Here is a 16,706-nt window from a genome sequence, read left to right as displayed (position 1 = left end):
GCAGCAAGATTTTAAACTTGCATTAACTCCATTTTAACTTAAATTAACGTTTGTAAGATTTAATACTTTCGAATGAAAGATACAGCGAGGTTATTATGGCTGCTCTCCCGACCCACGAAACACTCCCCGCCGACCACAAAGCGGCGATTCGCCAGATGAAGCAGGCGCTGCGGGCGCAAATCGGCGACGTCCAGGCGGTGTTCGATAAGCTCTCAGCGCGCATCAGCGAGCGCCTGCAGGAGATTGAGACGCTGAAAGCCGCAGGCCAGGAGGTCTGGCCAACCATTCCGTTCCGCGATATCGCCGAGGGAACCGTGAGCGATGCCCAGCGCGCGGCCATTAAGCGCCGGGGCTGCGCGGTGATCAAAGGCCACTTTCCGCGCGAACAGGCGCTGGCCTGGGATACCGCGATGCTGGAATATCTGGATCTGAACCATTTTGACGAGGTCTACAAAGGGCCAGGCGACAGCTTCTTCGGTACGCTTGAGGCTTCGCGGCCGGAAATCTATCCCATCTACTGGTCGCCCTCGCAAATGCAGGCCCGCCAGAGCGATGAAATGGCGGCGGCGCAGTCCTTCCTTAACCGCCTGTGGCGCTTTGAGCAGGACGGCAAGCGCTGGTTCGATCCGGACGTCAGCGTCATTTACCCCGACCGCATTCGCCGCCGTCCGCCGGGAACCACCTCGAAAGGGCTGGGCGCGCATACCGATTCCGGTGCGCTGGAGCGCTGGCTACTCCCCGCCTACCAGCAGGTCTTCGCCAACGTCTTTAACGGTCATGTCGACGCTTACGATCCGTGGGACGCCGCGCACCGTACTGAAGTGGAAGAGTACACGGTCGACAACACCACCAAGTGCTCGGTGTTCCGCACTTTCCAGGGCTGGACCGCGCTGTCGGATATGATCCCGGGTCAGGGACTGCTGCACGTGGTGCCGATCCCCGAGGCGATGGCCTATGTGCTGCTGCGCCCGCTGCTTGACGATGTGCCGGAGGATGAGCTGTGCGGCGTCGCGCCGGGCAGAGTGCTGCCGATCTCTGAGCAGTGGCACCCGCTGCTGATCAAAGCCCTCAGTTCGATCCCGGCGCTGAACGCTGGCGATTCCGTCTGGTGGCACTGCGACGTCATTCACTCGGTGGCGCCGGTGGAAAATCAGCAGGGCTGGGGCAATGTGATGTACATTCCGGCGGCGCCGATGTGCGAGAAGAACCTCGCCTACGCGCAGAAAGTGAAAATCGCTCTGGAAAAAGGGGCCTCGCCGGGTGATTTCCCGCGCGAGGACTATGAGGCCAGCTGGCAGGGGCGCTTCACCCTGGAGGATCTGAACATCCACGGCAAACGGGCGTTGGGTATCGCGGTTTAATCGTCATACAGCCCCTGCGGCTCCACAGCGGTATGGCCTTTGCCCGGCCGGATCCGCCGTACCGAATCGCGCACCACCAGCGTGCCGTGCAGCAGCAGCGAACCGTGCGGCGCCTCCGGGCGCAGCAGGCGCTGCTGCAGGAGGTGCACCGCCTCGCTGCCCAGCTCATCCCGCGGCACATGCACCGCGGTCAGCGGCACCTCCTGGATCGCCGCCAGATTAAACCCGTCGATGCTCATCACCGAGACATCCTGCGGCACCCGCAGGCCGCGCTTTTGCAATGCGCTGACCGTGCCGGCGGCCATAAAATCGCCGCCCACCAGGAAAGCGGTGGGCAACGGCCTGCCCTGTAAGCCATCAAGCCAGGTCCCCACCTGCTCTTCGGTCTCTCTGGCGCTAAAGTTGGCGATGCTGATGAGATCCCGGCTGGCGGTAAAGCGCAAATTGCGCGCGCGCCACGCCTCCTGGATCCCCCCCAGCCGCAGCTCCATGGTATAGCGGCGCAGGCACATGACGTTCATCACCACGCGATGCCCCATATCAAACAGATAGCGGGCGGCGCACAGGCCAATCAGACGATGATCGGGGGCAATGGACGGCAGCCGCATCCCTTCATCCCGACAGTTGATCAATACGCAGGGTTTGCCCAGGTCCGCCGCCAGGCCATGAATATGCGGATCGTCGATCCCCAGCAGCACCGCGGCCTGGGTCTCCGCTTCGTTCATGCGGGCAAGAAACAGATTGGTGTCGCTGTCGTTCTCGTCCAGCGCGCAGTAGCGCAGGCGCACTTCATGCGCCGCCAGCGCGTTATTGATGCTCTGGATCACCCGGTAGTAGAAGATATCCGACCGCTCATCGAAGGCGCGCTGTGGGGCAAACACCAGTAGATTATTGAGCAACAGACGTCCGGCGGCCAGTCCCTGCATGACTCCCAGCTCGCGGGCGCACTCCAGCACCGCCCGGCGCGCCTTGTCGCTGGTATTCGCCTTCCCGGCCAGGACGCGCGAAACGGTACTGGCCGACAGCCCGGTGCGGGCGGCGATTTCGGCGACGCGCAGCTTTTTATCCATTTTGTGATCCAGCTCCGATTGGAAAATGAAAGAATTTTCATAATCGCCAAAGCGCTCCCTGTAAGCAAATGACAGCGCAAAATTTGAGATCCCGGTCATTTCATGAAAAAACTTGCATAAATAGCGCTTTGCCCGACGTTTTTTCTCCCTTAGCCTGAATTGGTCCAACATCTCCCATACTAGTTATACCAATGGTGTTGAGATAAAAAAATAGACTATTCAAATAGTTAACAACACTACGTGACCGCTCACGGATTGAGAACGTCACTTTCCCCCTACTAACGTCATGTGGAGTGTGCTATGAGTCAAGGCCTCAACAATGATATCGCGGTCAGCAAAACGCGCCGGGTGGTAAAAAACCTGCGCTGGTGGGTGCTGGTCCTGTTTTTACTTGGCGTCACCGTCAACTACATCACACGCAACTCGCTGGGGATTATCGCCCCGGAACTGAAAGCGACGCTCGGTATCACCACCGAACAATATTCCTGGATCGTCGGCGCGTTTCAGTTGGCTTACACGATTTTCCAACCGCTCTGTGGCTGGCTTATCGACGTCATCGGCCTGAAGCTCGGGTTTATGATCTGCGCCACCCTGTGGGCGCTGGCCTGCATCGCCCACGCCGGGGCCGGCAGCTGGCTGCACCTGGCTATATTGCGCTTCTTTATGGGCGGGGCCGAGGCGGCCGCCACCCCGGCCAACGCCAAGACCATCGGCGAGTGGTTCCCGAAGTCTGAACGGCCAATCGCCGCCGGCTGGGCTGGCGTCGGGTTCTCCATCGGCGCCATGCTCGCCCCGCCGATCATCTACTTCGCCCATGCCTCCTTCGGCTGGCAGGGGGCGTTTATGTTTACCGGCGCGCTGGCCCTGCTGTGGGTGGTGCTGTGGTGGGCCTTCTATCAGAACCCGGAAAAGCACCCCAATCTCAGCAAAAGCGAGCTCGAGTACATCAAGCAGGATAACGAAGCGCCGCCGGTGAAACAGCCCTTCTTTACCGCACTCAAAACCGTCTCGAAGAATAAACGTTTCTACGGGATCGCCATTCCCGCGTTTATGGCCGAGCCCGCCTGGGCGGTGCTGAGCTTCTGGGTACCGCTGTACCTGGCCAAAGAGCACGGCATGGATCTCAAGCAGATTGCCATGTTCGCCTGGCTACCGTTCCTCGCCGCCGACCTCGGCAGCGTGGTCAGCGGCTACCTCACCCGCCTGTACGTTCGCTGGTTCGGCTGTACGCGAGTCAACTCGGTGATCGCCAGCTCGGTGACCGGCGCGTTTCTGATGATCTCCCTGGCCCTCGTCGCTATCACCCGCGATCCCTATATCACCATCGTCCTGATCTCCATTGGCGGCTTCGGGCATCAGATCATCTCCTGCATGCTCAGCGCGCTGGTGGTGGAGTCGTTCGACAAGGGACAAATGGCGACGGTGAACGGTATGCGCGGATCCGCGGCGTGGATCGCCAGCTTCCTGTTCTCGTTATTAATCGGGGTGACCGCCGACAAAATTGGCTTCAACCCGCTGTTCATCGCCATGGGTTTCTTTGACCTGATTGGCGCCGTTTTCCTGGTGGCATTTATTGCTGAACGTCGCGCCAAGCGCGCCTGAGAGTGGATGTAAGATATGAAGACGTTGAAACACTGGAGTTTGCATCAACAGCTGGAGCATCACGTTGAACTGACGGTCGATGGCCAGCACACCCTGTGCCTGTACGTACTGGAAGAGAATCTATTCCGCGTGCTGCTGAAACGCCAGGGCCAGCTGGCGCTGGATCGCACCTGGAGCATCGCTCCGCAGCAGGATGTGCCGTGGGAAGGCCGCGCCCGGGATGACCTCAGCGGTTTTAGTCTCCCGGCCTGGCAGCTGACCCAGGAGGGCGATACGCTGACCATCGCCACCCGCCAGCTGCGCGTCATCGTCCATCAGCCGCTGTGGCTGGAGTGGAGCTATCGCGACGACGCCGGGGAATGGCAGCAGCTTGCCAACGACCGCCCCACCAGCGCCTATCTGGCCAATGCCCACGGCGACGGCGTCGCCCACTATCTGAGCCGCCGCAAAGACGAGCGTTTCTATGGCCTGGGCGAAAAGGCCGGCGACCTGCAGCGCACCGGTAAGCGTTATGAAATGCGCAACCTTGATGCCATGGGCTACAACGCCGCCAGCACCGACCCGCTGTATAAACATATTCCGTTCACCATCACGCAACGCAGCGACGTTAGCTATGGCCTGTTTTACGACAACCTGAGCAGCTGCTGGCTGGATTTGGGTAACGAAATCGACAACTATCATACCGCCTATCGCCGCTGGCAGGCAGAAGCCGGCGATATCGATTACTACCTGTTCACCGGTAAACAGGTGCTGGATGTGACCAAGGCCTTCGTCCGTCTGACCGGTAAAACCCTGTTCGGGCCAAAATGGAGCCTCGGCTACAGCGGCTCGACCATGCACTATACCGACGCGCCGGATGCGCAAAATCAGCTGATGAACTTCATCCGCCTGTGCGATGAGCACGCTATTCCGTGCGATTCGTTCCAGCTCTCTTCCGGCTATACCTCGATTAACGGCAAGCGCTACGTCTTTAACTGGAACCACGACAAGGTGCCGCAGCCGAAAGCGATGAGCCAGTCGTTCCACGACGCCGGGCTGAAGCTGGCCGCCAATATCAAACCCTGCCTGCTGCAGGACCATCCGCGCTATGGCGAAGTGGCGGAGTGCGGTCTCTTCGTGCGCGATTCGCAAACCGACGCTCCGGAGCGTTCCAGCTTCTGGGACGATGAAGGATCGCATCTCGACTTTACCAATCCGCAAACCGTGGCCTGGTGGCAGGAAGGGGTCACCAGCCAGCTGCTGGAGATGGGCATTGATTCGACCTGGAACGATAATAACGAGTATGAGGTGTGGGACGGCGAAGCGCGCTGCTACGGCTTTGGCCGTGAAATCGCCATCAAGCATATTCGCCCGGTGATGCCGCTGCTGATGATGCGCGCCTCGATGGAGGCCCAGCAGCGCTTTGCGCCGCAAAAGCGCCCGTATCTCATCTCCCGCTCCGGCTGCGCCGGGATGCAGCGCTACGTCCAGACCTGGAGCGGCGATAACCGCACCAACTGGGATACGCTGCGCTATAACATCCGCATGGGGCTGGGCATGAGCCTTTCCGGGCTGTTTAACGTCGGCCACGACGTCGGCGGTTTCTCCGGCGATAAACCTGAGCCGGAGCTGTTCGTGCGCTGGGTACAAAACGGCGTGATGCACCCGCGCTTTACTATTCATTCGTGGAATGACGACCAGACGGTCAACGAAGCCTGGATGTATCCGGCCGTCACCCCGGCCATTCGTTCCGCTATTGAGCTGCGCTACCGCCTGCTGCCCTATCTGTACACCCTGCTGTGGCAGGCGCATGCCGACGACGAGCCGATGCTGCGCCCGACCTTCCTCGATCATCAGCACGACGCGCAGACCTTCGCCGAATGCGATGACTTCCTGCTGGGCCGCGATCTGCTGGTGGCCAGCGTGGTCGAGCCTGGCGCCCGCCAGCGTGAGGTGTGGCTGCCGGATAATCAGGCCGGATGGTACGATTTCTACAGCCACCAATGGTTCGCCGGCGGCCAGTGGGTCACCCTCGACGCGCCGCTGGAAACGCTGCCGCTGCTGGTGCGCGCCGGGGCCGGACTGCCGCTCAGCGAGCGCATCCGTCATGTTGCTGCGCAACAGGACGATCGCCGCGAACTGCAGCTGTTCCCGCTGAAAGGCGTCGGAACCACTTCGGGTCTGCTGTTTGAGGATGACGGCGAAAGCTGGGGCTATAAACAGGGCGATGCGCTGTGGCTGGAGTGGGAAATGGCGTGCGACAGCAGCACTATCAACCTGAAGGTCAACGCCCGCGGCAATTATCGCCCGGCGTGGAAAGCGCTGAAGCTGTCATTACCGGCGGGAGAAAAACGCAAACTGCTGGTGAATGGCGTCGAAGGAACGGAGTGGAGGCTCTGAGCATATGCCGGGCGGCGGCTTACGCCTCGCCCGGCCTGGATTTAATAATGTTCCCGGATGGCGCTACGCTAATCCGGGCTACAAACTGGTGGCCTCAAAATCCCCGGTGGCGCTACCGCTTACCGGGGCTACAGCACTGTGCGGTTTGGTAGCCCGGGTAACGGACAGTTTCAGTAACCATGGGTACAAGATAGAGCTCTTAAGCTCACAATAGCACGGACCGTAGGCCGGATAAGGCGCAGCCGCCATCCGGCGCGAAAGTGGCTCTTTACCCGCGGTTATTGCCCGGCGGCGCTACGCTTGCGCGGGCCTACAGATCACATGCCAGGCGTAGCCCGGGTAAGGCGTAGCCGCACCCCTGGTAACGAAGCGGGATTACTCGATACCTTTGCTGCGCAGGTAATCTTCGTAGTTGCCGCTGAAGTCGATCACCCGTTCCGGGGTAATCTCCAGCACGCGGGTGGCCAGCGAGCTGACGAACTCACGGTCGTGGGAGACGAAGATCAGGGTGCCCTGATACATCTCCAGCGCCATGTTCAGCGATTCGATGGATTCCATATCCAGGTGGTTGGTCGGTTCATCCATTATCAGGATATTTGGCTTCTGCATCATCAGCTTACCAAACAGCATGCGGCCCTTCTCACCACCGGACAATACTTTCGCCGGCTTCTTGATGTCATCCTGGCTAAACAGCAGTCGGCCAAGGATACTGCGCACCGCCTGCTCGTCGTCACCTTCCTGTTTCCACTGGCTCATCCACTCGAAGACCGTCAGGTCGTTTTCGAACTCGTACTCATGATCCTGCGCATAGTAGCCGAGTTGCGCGTTTTCAGACCATTTCACGGTGCCGTTGTCCGGCTGCAGTTCACCCACCAGGGTTTTCAGCATCGTGGATTTACCCACGCCGTTGGCGCCCAGAATGGCAATCTTCTCGCCCACTTCCAGCAGCAGGTTGACGTTTTTGAACAGCGGACCGTCTTCAAAGCCTTTGGTGAGGGCTTCCACTTCCAGCGCGTTACGGAACAGTTTCTTATCCTGCTCGAAGCGGATAAACGGGTTCTGACGGCTGGAGGCTTTAACCTCTTCCAGCTTGATTTTGTCAATCTGACGCGCGCGCGAGGTGGCCTGACGCGATTTAGAGGCGTTGGCGCTGAAGCGGCTAACGAAGGACTGCAGGTCGGCAATCTGCGCTTTTTTCTTGGCGTTGTCCGCCAGCAGACGTTCACGCGCCTGGGTGGCCGCCGTCATGTATTCATCGTAGTTGCCCGGATAGACGCGCAGCTCGCCGTAGTCCAGATCCGCCATGTGGGTGCAAACCATGTTCAGGAAGTGACGGTCGTGCGAGATGATAATCATGGTGCTGTCGCGATCGTTAAGCGTCTGCTCCAGCCAGCGAATGGTGTCGATGTCCAGGTTGTTGGTCGGTTCATCGAGCAGCAGAATGTCCGGGTTAGAGAACAGCGCTTGCGCCAGCAGGACGCGCAGCTTCCAGCCTGGGGCGACTTCGCTCATCGGGCCGTAATGTTGTTCAACCGGAATGCCCACGCCCAGCAGCAGTTCGCCCGCGCGCGCTTCAGCAGAGTAGCCATCCATTTCTCCATATTTCACTTCCAGGTCGGCCACTTTATAGCCATCTTCTTCGCTCATCTCGGCGAGGGAATAGATGCGATCGCGCTCCTGCTTCACTTCCCACAGCTCGCCGTGGCCCATGATGACCGTATCCAGCACGGTGAACGCTTCAAAGGCGAACTGATCCTGACGCAGCTTACCGATGCGCTCGTTCGGGTCGAGAGAAACGTTGCCCAGCGTCGGTTCGAGATCGCCGCCGAGGATCTTCATAAAGGTCGATTTACCGCTGCCGTTGGCGCCGATCAGACCATAACGGTTGCCGCCGCCAAATTTAACGGAGATATTTTCGAACAGCGGCTTACTGCCAAACTGCATGGTAACGTTGCTGGATACTAGCACGGGGATATCCTGAAAAAAGAGTATGAGGGGTGTGATACAGCAGACATTATGCCAGTAAATGACGCACTTTTCACGGTCTGCGGTAAATTCCGCCGCGGCGCTTGTGCTAAGGTCTTTGTCAGATGCGCCAGAGACTGCGCGCAAACCGTTATTCTGTACGTGATGATGAGGAGTCCCATGACCACCAGCCAACCGCGACATCCGGCCTTTTTATCCCTGCAGGGCGGCATTAATTTTCGCGACCTGGGCGGCCAGCGCGCCGCCGACGGACGCCGGGTACGCAGCGGCAAGCTGCTACGCTCCGGTGCGCTAAACCGGCTAACGGCAGAGGATCTCGACCACCTGGATACCCTGCCGCTCAGCCGGGTGCTCGACTACCGCGACCCCGGTGAAGTACAGCGCACGCCGGACAAACTGAGCACGCTCACCCACTATCTCAACGCGCCGGCCAATCCGCCGATCGGCGAGGTCAACGCGAAGGTCACCGAGCTGAATGCCGTCACCCTTAATGCGCTGAACGGCGAGCAGTTTATGCTGCAACTCTATCGCCAACTGCCGTTTAACAATCCGGCCTATCGCCAGCTCGCCGCATGGCTGACGACCCCTTTCGACGGCGCCTTGCTGCAACACTGCGCGGTCGGTAAAGATCGCACCGGCGTCGGCTGCGCGTTAACCCTGTTCGCCGTCGGATGCGACAGCGAGACGGTGATGGAGGAGTATCTCCTTACCCATGGCATGCTGACGCAGGTGGAGGCCTGGATGCTGGAGATGCTCGGCAACGACCTGACGGCCCAGGGGCGCCAGAGCCTGGCGGCCATCCTGACGGTGAAAGAGTCCTATCTCGCCGCCGCGCTGTCGGCCATTCAGCAGCGCTATGGCAATGTCGACGCCTGGCTGGCGGAAGAGTACCAGCTTACCGCCCCGGTCCGCGCGGCGCTGCAGGCCCGGCTGCTGGAAGACTAACCCTCGTCGCCCCGAACGCCAGGGCGCGGCAGCCGAGGCGACAGGGAAAAAAATGTGATTTCGTACACATCTGATTTACCTGTTCAGCGGAATGCACATATAATGCGCTCCCATCTACTGTCTCAATCATTAACAAAGGCCTGTGTGGCGTTGATTTCGCACACGACATTAAAAACTATGAAATTATCTACACTCTTAGCGGCAGCCTTCGCCATCGTAGGCTTTTGCAATACAGCGTCTGCTGTCACCTATCCTTTGCCAACCGATGGCAGCCGTTTGGTTGGTCAGAACCAGGTCATCACCATTCCGGATGATAACAAGCAGCCGCTGGAATACTTCGCGGCGAAATATCAGATGGGGCTTTCCAACATGCTGGAAGCCAACCCGGGGGTGGATACCTATCTGCCGAAGGGCGGTAGCGTCCTGAACATCCCTCAGCAGCTGATCCTGCCGGATACCGTCCATGAAGGGATCATCATCAACAGCGCCGAAATGCGTCTGTACTACTACCCGAAAGGCACCAACACCGTGATTGTTCTGCCGATCGGTATCGGCCAGTTAGGCAAAGACACGCCAATCAACTGGACCACCAAAGTCGAACGTAAGAAGGCTGGCCCGACCTGGACGCCGACCGCCAAGATGCATGCGGAATACGCTGCCGCCGGCAACCCGCTGCCAGCCGTCGTACCGGCCGGTCCGGATAACCCGATGGGCCTGTACGCGCTGTATATCGGCCGTCTGTACGCCATCCACGGTACCAACGCTAACTTCGGTATCGGCCTGCGCGTGAGCCATGGCTGCGTACGTCTGCGCAACGATGACATCAAATTCCTGTTTGAGAACGTGCCGGTCGGCACCCGCGTGCAGTTTATCGATGAGCCGGTAAAAGCCACCACCGAGCCGGACGGCAGCCGTTACATCGAGGTTCACAACCCGCTGTCGACCACCGAAGCGCAGTTCCAGGGCGGCGAGATCGTGCCGATCACCCTGACTCAGCCGGTACAGGCGATCACCAGCCAGTCTGATGTCGATCAGAACGTGGTCGAGCAGGCTATCCAGAACCGCTCCGGTATGCCGGTGCGTCTGAACTAAGTTCTGCATGACAATAAAAACGGCGGGCCTGATGCCCGCCGTTTTTTTTATCGGTGTTGTGCCGGGCTGCGGCTGACGCCTTGCCTGGCGACTGAACCTGACAACACCCTGGCCCTGCTAAGCGCTGCGCCAACCGGGGCCCCCGGTCTAGCCGTTATTCACCAGAATAATCCCGCCGTGGTCGTAGCGATAGTGGCAGTGGGCGTACTCCAGCGGCGTGCCGTCTTCCAGATAGATAACCTGCTCCACCTCCAGCACCGGATCGGTGGGCTCGCAGTGAAGATGCTGTTTATCCAGTTCATCCGGCTTCATCGCCCGCACCACGCGGTAAGATCCCATCAGCTTCAGCCCCAGCGTCTCCTGGATATAGCGAAACACCGAGCTTTCCAGATGGCTTTTATTGAGCCCCGGCACCAGCCCCACCGGCATGACCGTCAGATCCAGCGACACCGGTTCCCCGTTGAGCAACCGCAGGCGAACAAAGTCATACACCGGGGCATCGGCGTCGATCAGCAGCGAACTCTGCTCCTTGTCAGTGGGAAAACGCACCTCAAAGCGCACCACTTCGCTTTGTACCTCGCCAAGATGCTCCCAGGTTTTGGTGGCGCCGAAATAGTCGCTGCCGGGCAGCTCCCACTGCGACAGCTGAAGGAAATTTTTCCGCACAAAGGTGCCCTGCCCTTTGCGGGTATAGATCAGCCCTTCGACGATTAACTGGCGCATCGCCTGCTGGATGGTCATCCGGCTGGTGCTGAACTCTGCCGCCAGCGCAAACTGGTCAGGTAACGGCGCGCTGGCAGGATACTGCTGGCTGATGATCCGTTTTTTTATTTCCCGCGCGATTTGCAGATACTTCGCCGTCATTCCCCGGTCCTTATACATTCAGTGAGTGGCTGGCGGGCAGGATCCACGGCCTGACCGCCAGAACACCATTACATCACGTCGCCATTGCTGTGGATCACCTGCTTCAGCCACGCATAGCTCTTCTTCGGCACCCGCCGCAGATCCTTGAGGTCATGGTTCTCGCGATTGACGTAGACCACGCCGTAGCGCTTACGCATATCGCCCTGCGAGCTGAGGATGTCGATTAATCCCCAGCCGAGATAGCCGATCACCTGCGCCCCATCCTCAAACATGGCCGCTTTCATGGCGTTGATATGGTCGCGATGGTAGGCGATGCGGTAATCGTCGGCAACCGGATGTTCACCGTCCCACGACTCAATCACCCCGATGCCGTTTTCAATCGGGAAAACCGGCAGGCGCCAGTCGTTATAATAGCGGGTGATAATGGTCCGGAAGCCCAGCGGATCGATCTGCCAGTTCCATTCTGTCGCGTTCAGGAACGGGTTATCCTGATTGCCAAACAGCATATAGTTGTTAACCGCCGTTCCCGGCGGGATCGCATCGCTGTTCAGCGTCCGGCTGGCGTAATAGCTGAACGCCAGATAATCGACCTTCACCGTCGCCATCAGCGCGAGATCCTCCGGACGATAGATATCATCGAACCCTTCGGTGGCGACAAAATGCATCACTTCCGGACTGTAGCCCTCCCCGGCGTAAGCCCGCAGCAGGTTCTGGTTTAAAAACTCGTCCAGCTGCTGGGCGCACAGGATATCGCGTGGTTTGCAGGTCGCCGGATAAACCAGGGCGTGGGCCAGCATCCCGCCCATCAGACACTGCGGCTTCGTCTGATGCAGGTGATCGGTCAGATGGACGTGCGCCATCATCACATGATGCTGGATCAGGTACAGCTCGCGCAGGGTCTTCTCCCCCTGCAGGTAGCCGGAAATCAGAAACGCTTCCGGCGAATGGTACAGATTCTGTTCATTAAAGGTGAGCCAGTATTTCACCTTGTCGCCATAGCAGGCGATCATCTTCTGGCCATAGCGAATAAAGGCGTCCATCACCCGGCGGTCGGTAAACCCGTTGTAGCGCTCCGCCAGCGAGAGCGGCATATCGAAGTGGTACAGACAGATCATCGGCTCGATGCCGCGGGCGATCAGTTCATCAATAAACTGATGGTAGAAGGCGATGCCCTCTTCATTGAACTCGCCGTCTCCCTCAGGGCACACCCGGCTCCAGGCGATCTGAAAACGGTAGCAGTTCATGCCCAGATCCTGCATCAGATCGAAATCTTCCCTAAAGCGATGATAGGAATCGGTCGCCACCTTCCAGTCGGAAGCGAATTCTGCCGGTTGCCGGATATCGTACACCGACATCCCCTTGCCGCCCTCGTTCCACGCCCCCTCCGTCTGCATGCTGGAGACGGAATTACCCCATAAGAAATCTGCCGGTAGTCTGTTCTTCATCCTGCGCCTCGATATATGACTAGTCATTTAAACTTCATGACTAGTCATATATCGAAAAGCGAACGGATGCGCAAAGCCAGGGATCGTTTTCTGTGAGCCGGGCAAAAAAAAGATCGCCCCGGAGGGCGATCCTGTCGAACGACGTGGAGGTCGGCAGACTGCTGCGGAAATCAGGCGCAGAGTTTGAAGAGCCAATAGCCGGTGAGGGCCGCCCACAGCAGCATGGGAATGGAGTAGAGATGGAAACGCCACCAGATCCGCCGATCGCCAGCCATGCGCAGGGCGATGATATTGGCCAGCGAGCCCGGCAGCAGACCAAAGCCCCCCACGTTAACAGCCCAGGCGAGCAGGATCGACGGTGGGACATAATTGAGCAGCAGAATGGTCGAGGGCACATTGCTGATCACCTGCGACAGGCCGATGGCGGTCAGCCACAGTCCACCGCCGGAGAGCGTCCCGACCCCGCTCAGCACCTGGTGCAGCGCCGGAAGCTGGGTCAGCAGATGGACGTCGATAAACATCACCATAAACACCAGCAGCAGCGACCAGTCAACATGGACGATCACCGCCCGGGCCAGCGCCAGAAAGCCCAGCAGCACCAGCGCCAGTCCCCACAGCGCCTGATCCATCTCCAGCGCCGTCAGGAACACCAGATAGAGCCCCAGACAGCTCCAGACGAGCTTAGGCTGCCACGATGGCGCCATATCGCTGCTCTGGTAGGTAAGCCGCTTTGCCGGGAAACAGAACCAGCACAGCGCCAGCAGGGTCAGCATCATTGCCGCCGCCAGGGGCAGCATCTGGCCGATAAACCCAGGGAAAGAGAGACCGGAGCGTCCCCACAGCAAGATGTTCTGCGGGTTGCCGATCGGCGTCAGCAGCGACCCGGCGTTCACCGCCAGCGCTTCGAAAATAATCAGCCGGTTTACCGGGATGGCGCACCACTTCTTCAGGGTCAGGGTCAGGGGCACCACAATAAACAGCGCGACGTCGTTGGTGAGGAAGGTGGACAGCAGCGCCGCCGCCAGCACCATAAACATAGCCAGCTGACGCTCGGTGACAAAGCGGCGGGCCATTTTACGCCCCAGCACGTCAAAATAGCCGCTCAGTTCAATTCCCTTAGTCAACAGCATCAGGCCGCTGAGGGTGATGATGGTATGCCAGTCAATGGCCGCCGGCCAGCTTGCCGGGACAAACGGCACCATCACGCTGAGCACGCAGGCGATAATCAGCAGCAGATGGAGAAAACGGTCGCGCAGCAGCGACTGGACGAAGGGAAGAGTCATGCTTCCTGAGATCCCTGTGTTTGGGTAAATTTCAGGAACATCGCCAGCGTCTCTTCGCTCACGTGATGCTCCATCCCTTCGGCATCACGACGGGCGATCTCCGGACTGACACCGATCGCCAGCAGGAAGTTCTCCACGATTTGATGGCGCTCGCGGCTCTCCTGGGCCAGCTTCTCACCCTCCGCGGTTAAGAATATGCCGCGCCACGGGATCTGTTCGATAAGGCCGACGCTGGCCAGCCGTTTGAGCATCTTGGCGACGGTGGGCTGCGAGACCCCCAGCCGGGCGGCCATATCCACCTGACGCGCCTCGCCCACCTCGCGGATGAGGTCGGAAATCAGTTCAACATAGTCGTCAATCAGCTCGCGTCGATGCGCTTCCCGCACCTGGCGGAACCCTTCAACGTGCTCTTCAACATTTACTAACTGCGTCACTTTTTTTGTTATTGGCTTACCTGCGCGACGGTTCATTGTGCTTCCTCATTCGTGTGACGCGTCAAGCATCATATAAAAAGATCCACATTGTAATGGATTGCGCCAAGAGCACAAAAATTTAACGTTTTAGCCATAGCTATAAAATATAGCCTGTGCTATATCTGTATATAATGCAAACATCCATCAGGGAGTGATGGAGCGAACAGGCAGGAGGAGAGCAGATGAACGAATTCAAGAGGTGCTTAAACGTGTTCAGCCATTCACCCTTTAAAGTACGCTTAATGCTGCTCGGTATGCTGTGCGAGATGATCAACGGTAAACCGCAGCAGGACAAACCCCATCGCTAAGGCGGCGTCGCGGTACGCCGCTTCATTTTTCCGTCATCATCTGCCGCTAAACTGACCGGTTTATCCCGTTTCCCCCACCTTTTTTCAAGTTTTGTAAGCGTCCTCGCAAAACAATCTGTTATGTCTGGTTGACCTTACCATTTACAAGCCCTATCTTTGCACAGCCCTGCCACATTCGCGGCTCGCAGAGACCCTCTTCACGCACTGTCCAGCAGGTTTTACCCCTTGAAGCCAGGGGATGCGCATGGCCTCTTTTTGATTGTTTACTATGAATGTCACCACCCTGAAAGATACGCTGGTCGCCCGCCGACTGGCACTGAACCCATGGACAGGATTCTACTTTTTACAATCGCTGTTGATTAACCTGGCGCTGGGCTATGAATTTAGCCTGCTCTATACCGTGGCATTTACCTGCGTGTTACATCTTCTGTGGCGTGCCTTTCCGCGCGTGCAGAAAGGAGTGGTCGGCGCTTATTCTCTGCTGGCGGCCCTCTACTACCCGTTTGGCCAGGCTTACGGCGCGCCCAACTTCAATACCTTGCTGGCGCTGCACGCCACCAACGTGGAAGAGTCCACGGAAATCCTCACCATCTTCCCGTGGTACAACTATCTGCTGGCGGTATTTATCTTCGCGCTGGGGATCATCGCGGTCCGCCGCAGGATCGTCGAGCAGACCCGCTGGGGAAAAATGGAGACCCTGGGCCTGCTGTTCAGCATCGGGATCTTCTTTCTTCAGCCGGTGCAAAATCTCGCCTGGGGCGGTGTATTCAAGGTGATCGATACTGGTTACCCGGCCTTCCGTTTTGTCAAAGACGTGGTGGTGAATAATAACGAGGTGCTGGACGAGCAGGCGCGGATGGCGCAGCTGGCCGGCATGAAAGATAGCTGGCACGTGCTGGCGGTGAAGCCGAAGTACCATCTCTATGTGGTGGTGATCGGTGAAAGCGCCCGCCGCGACGCCCTCGGCGCCTTCGGCGGCCACTGGGACAACACGCCGTTTGCCAGCTCGGTGAACGGGTATCTGTTTAACAACTACGTCGCCGCCAGCGGCTCGACGCAAAAATCCCTCGGCCTGACCCTTAACCGGGTGGTCGATGGCAAACCGCAGTTTCAGGATAACTTTGTCACCCTCGCCAACCGCGCCGGTTTCCAGACCTGGTGGTTCTCCAACCAGGGGCAGATCGGCGAGTACGACACCGCTATCGCCAGTATCGCCAAACGGGCGGATGAAGTGCAGTTCCTGAAAAACGGCGATTTCGAAGCCAATAAAAACACCCAGGACGAGCAGTTACTGAAGCTGACCGAGCAGGTGCTCTCCACCCAGCGTACCCAGCCGCAGCTGATTGTTCTGCATCTGATGGGCTCGCACCCGCAGGCCTGCGACCGGACCAAAGGCAAATATACGGTTTTCGTCCAGTCGAAAGAGACCTCCTGCTATCTCTACAGCATGACGCAAACCGATACCCTGCTGGCTAAGCTCTACAGCCAGTTGCAAAATTCCGGCGACACCTTTTCCCTGACCTACTTTTCCGATCATGGTCTGGCGTTCAAGGAGCGAGGCAAAGAGGTGCAGTATCTGGCGCACGACGATAAGTTCCAGCAGAACTTCCAGGTGCCGTTTATGGTGCTCTCCAGCGATGACAAAGCGCATAAAGTCATTAAGGCGCAGCGCTCGGCAAATGATTTCCTCAGCTTCTTCTCGCAATGGACCGGCATCAAGGCGGCGGAAATCGCCCCGCGCTATCGGTTTATCTCTGAGCAGAAGGCCGGCCCGGTGTATATCACCAACTTCCAGCTGCAGAAGGTGGACTATTCACACCTCGGCAGCGATGAGTTCACCATCAACTAAAACGACGCGGTCAGCGCCGGCCAACCGGCCGGGCTGGCGGTCAGCAGGC

General features: G+C 58.6%; 12 protein-coding genes and 1 pseudogene. 7 read left to right on the top strand and 6 right to left on the bottom strand.

What is annotated here, in order from left to right; translation table 11 throughout:
- Positions 1-95: 95 nt before the first annotated feature.
- The gene (locus MKR05_RS19310; protein ID WP_044521849.1) at positions 96-1,361 is read left to right on the top strand and encodes a DUF1479 domain-containing protein; all 1,266 of its coding nucleotides are present in this window, start codon (positions 96-98) and stop codon (positions 1,359-1,361) included.
- Here the strand turns inward: MKR05_RS19310 and MKR05_RS19305 are convergent.
- Positions 1,358-2,431, bottom strand: a complete 1,074-nt coding sequence (locus MKR05_RS19305; RefSeq protein WP_238875150.1) for a LacI family DNA-binding transcriptional regulator — start codon at positions 2,429-2,431, stop codon at positions 1,358-1,360. The two genes, MKR05_RS19310 and MKR05_RS19305, sit on opposite strands and share 4 nt — an antisense overlap.
- A gap of 300 nt (positions 2,432-2,731) precedes the next feature.
- On the opposite strand from MKR05_RS19305, the gene MKR05_RS19300 reads away from it, so the two are divergent.
- The gene (locus tag MKR05_RS19300) at positions 2,732-4,033 is read left to right on the top strand and encodes an MFS transporter (RefSeq protein ID WP_004886240.1); all 1,302 of its coding nucleotides are present in this window, start codon (positions 2,732-2,734) and stop codon (positions 4,031-4,033) included.
- A 15-nt stretch (positions 4,034-4,048) separates the two neighbouring features.
- Positions 4,049-6,412: a glycoside hydrolase family 31 protein gene (locus tag MKR05_RS19295; RefSeq protein ID WP_238875148.1), complete on the top strand. Its 2,364-nt coding sequence runs from the start codon at positions 4,049-4,051 to the stop codon at positions 6,410-6,412.
- 375 nt (positions 6,413-6,787) lie between these two features.
- Here the strand turns inward: MKR05_RS19295 and MKR05_RS19290 are convergent, their stop codons facing one another.
- On the bottom strand, positions 6,788-8,380 hold the full coding sequence (locus MKR05_RS19290) for an ABC-F family ATPase (RefSeq protein ID WP_023288955.1): 1,593 nt from the start codon (positions 8,378-8,380) through the stop codon (positions 6,788-6,790).
- Positions 8,381-8,428: 48 nt separating this feature from the next.
- On the opposite strand from MKR05_RS19290, the pseudogene MKR05_RS19285 reads away from it, so the two are divergent.
- Together MKR05_RS19285 and ldtB are read left to right on the top strand one after the other, a co-directional pair.
- Positions 8,429-9,343, top strand: a pseudogene (locus MKR05_RS19285) (tyrosine-protein phosphatase).
- Positions 9,344-9,520: 177 nt separating this feature from the next.
- Positions 9,521-10,435, top strand: a complete 915-nt coding sequence (gene ldtB, locus MKR05_RS19280; RefSeq protein WP_032428696.1) for a L,D-transpeptidase — start codon at positions 9,521-9,523, stop codon at positions 10,433-10,435.
- 147 nt (positions 10,436-10,582) lie between these two features.
- Here ldtB and MKR05_RS19275 read toward each other — a convergent pair whose 3' ends face one another.
- The 4 genes from MKR05_RS19275 to mntR all read right to left on the bottom strand — a co-directional run bounded on the left by MKR05_RS19275 (position 10,583) and on the right by mntR (position 14,497).
- Positions 10,583-11,299 (bottom strand): GntR family transcriptional regulator, encoded by a 717-nt coding sequence (locus tag MKR05_RS19275; RefSeq protein ID WP_044521840.1) that lies wholly within the window; start codon positions 11,297-11,299, stop codon positions 10,583-10,585.
- Positions 11,300-11,367: 68 nt separating this feature from the next.
- Positions 11,368-12,744 carry a glycoside hydrolase family 1 protein gene (locus MKR05_RS19270; protein ID WP_032455223.1) on the bottom strand — a complete coding sequence of 459 codons (1,377 nt, stop codon included), beginning with the start codon at positions 12,742-12,744 and terminating at the stop codon, positions 11,368-11,370.
- Between the two features lie 170 nt (positions 12,745-12,914).
- Positions 12,915-14,027, bottom strand: coding sequence for an anion transporter (locus MKR05_RS19265; protein WP_032455222.1), 1,113 nt, complete (start codon positions 14,025-14,027; stop codon positions 12,915-12,917).
- Positions 14,024-14,497, bottom strand: a complete 474-nt coding sequence (mntR, locus tag MKR05_RS19260) for a manganese-binding transcriptional regulator MntR (protein ID WP_004886216.1) — start codon at positions 14,495-14,497, stop codon at positions 14,024-14,026. Before mntR ends, MKR05_RS19265 begins: the two co-directional genes overlap by 4 nt.
- A 185-nt stretch (positions 14,498-14,682) precedes the next feature.
- On the opposite strand from mntR, the gene mntS reads away from it, so the two are divergent.
- Together mntS and MKR05_RS19250 are read left to right on the top strand one after the other, a co-directional pair.
- On the top strand, positions 14,683-14,808 hold the full coding sequence (gene mntS, locus MKR05_RS19255; RefSeq protein WP_023288948.1) for a manganase accumulation protein MntS: 126 nt from the start codon (positions 14,683-14,685) through the stop codon (positions 14,806-14,808).
- A gap of 268 nt (positions 14,809-15,076) precedes the next feature.
- Positions 15,077-16,657: a phosphoethanolamine transferase gene (locus MKR05_RS19250; protein ID WP_023288947.1), complete on the top strand. Its 1,581-nt coding sequence runs from the start codon at positions 15,077-15,079 to the stop codon at positions 16,655-16,657.
- Positions 16,658-16,706 lie beyond the last annotated feature (49 nt).

It is taken from the genome of Klebsiella sp. K5-204, assembly GCF_030128585.1.
Lineage (GTDB): Bacteria > Pseudomonadota > Gammaproteobacteria > Enterobacterales > Enterobacteriaceae > Klebsiella > Klebsiella quasipneumoniae.
This window is presented reverse-complemented; position numbering and strand designations above follow the sequence as displayed.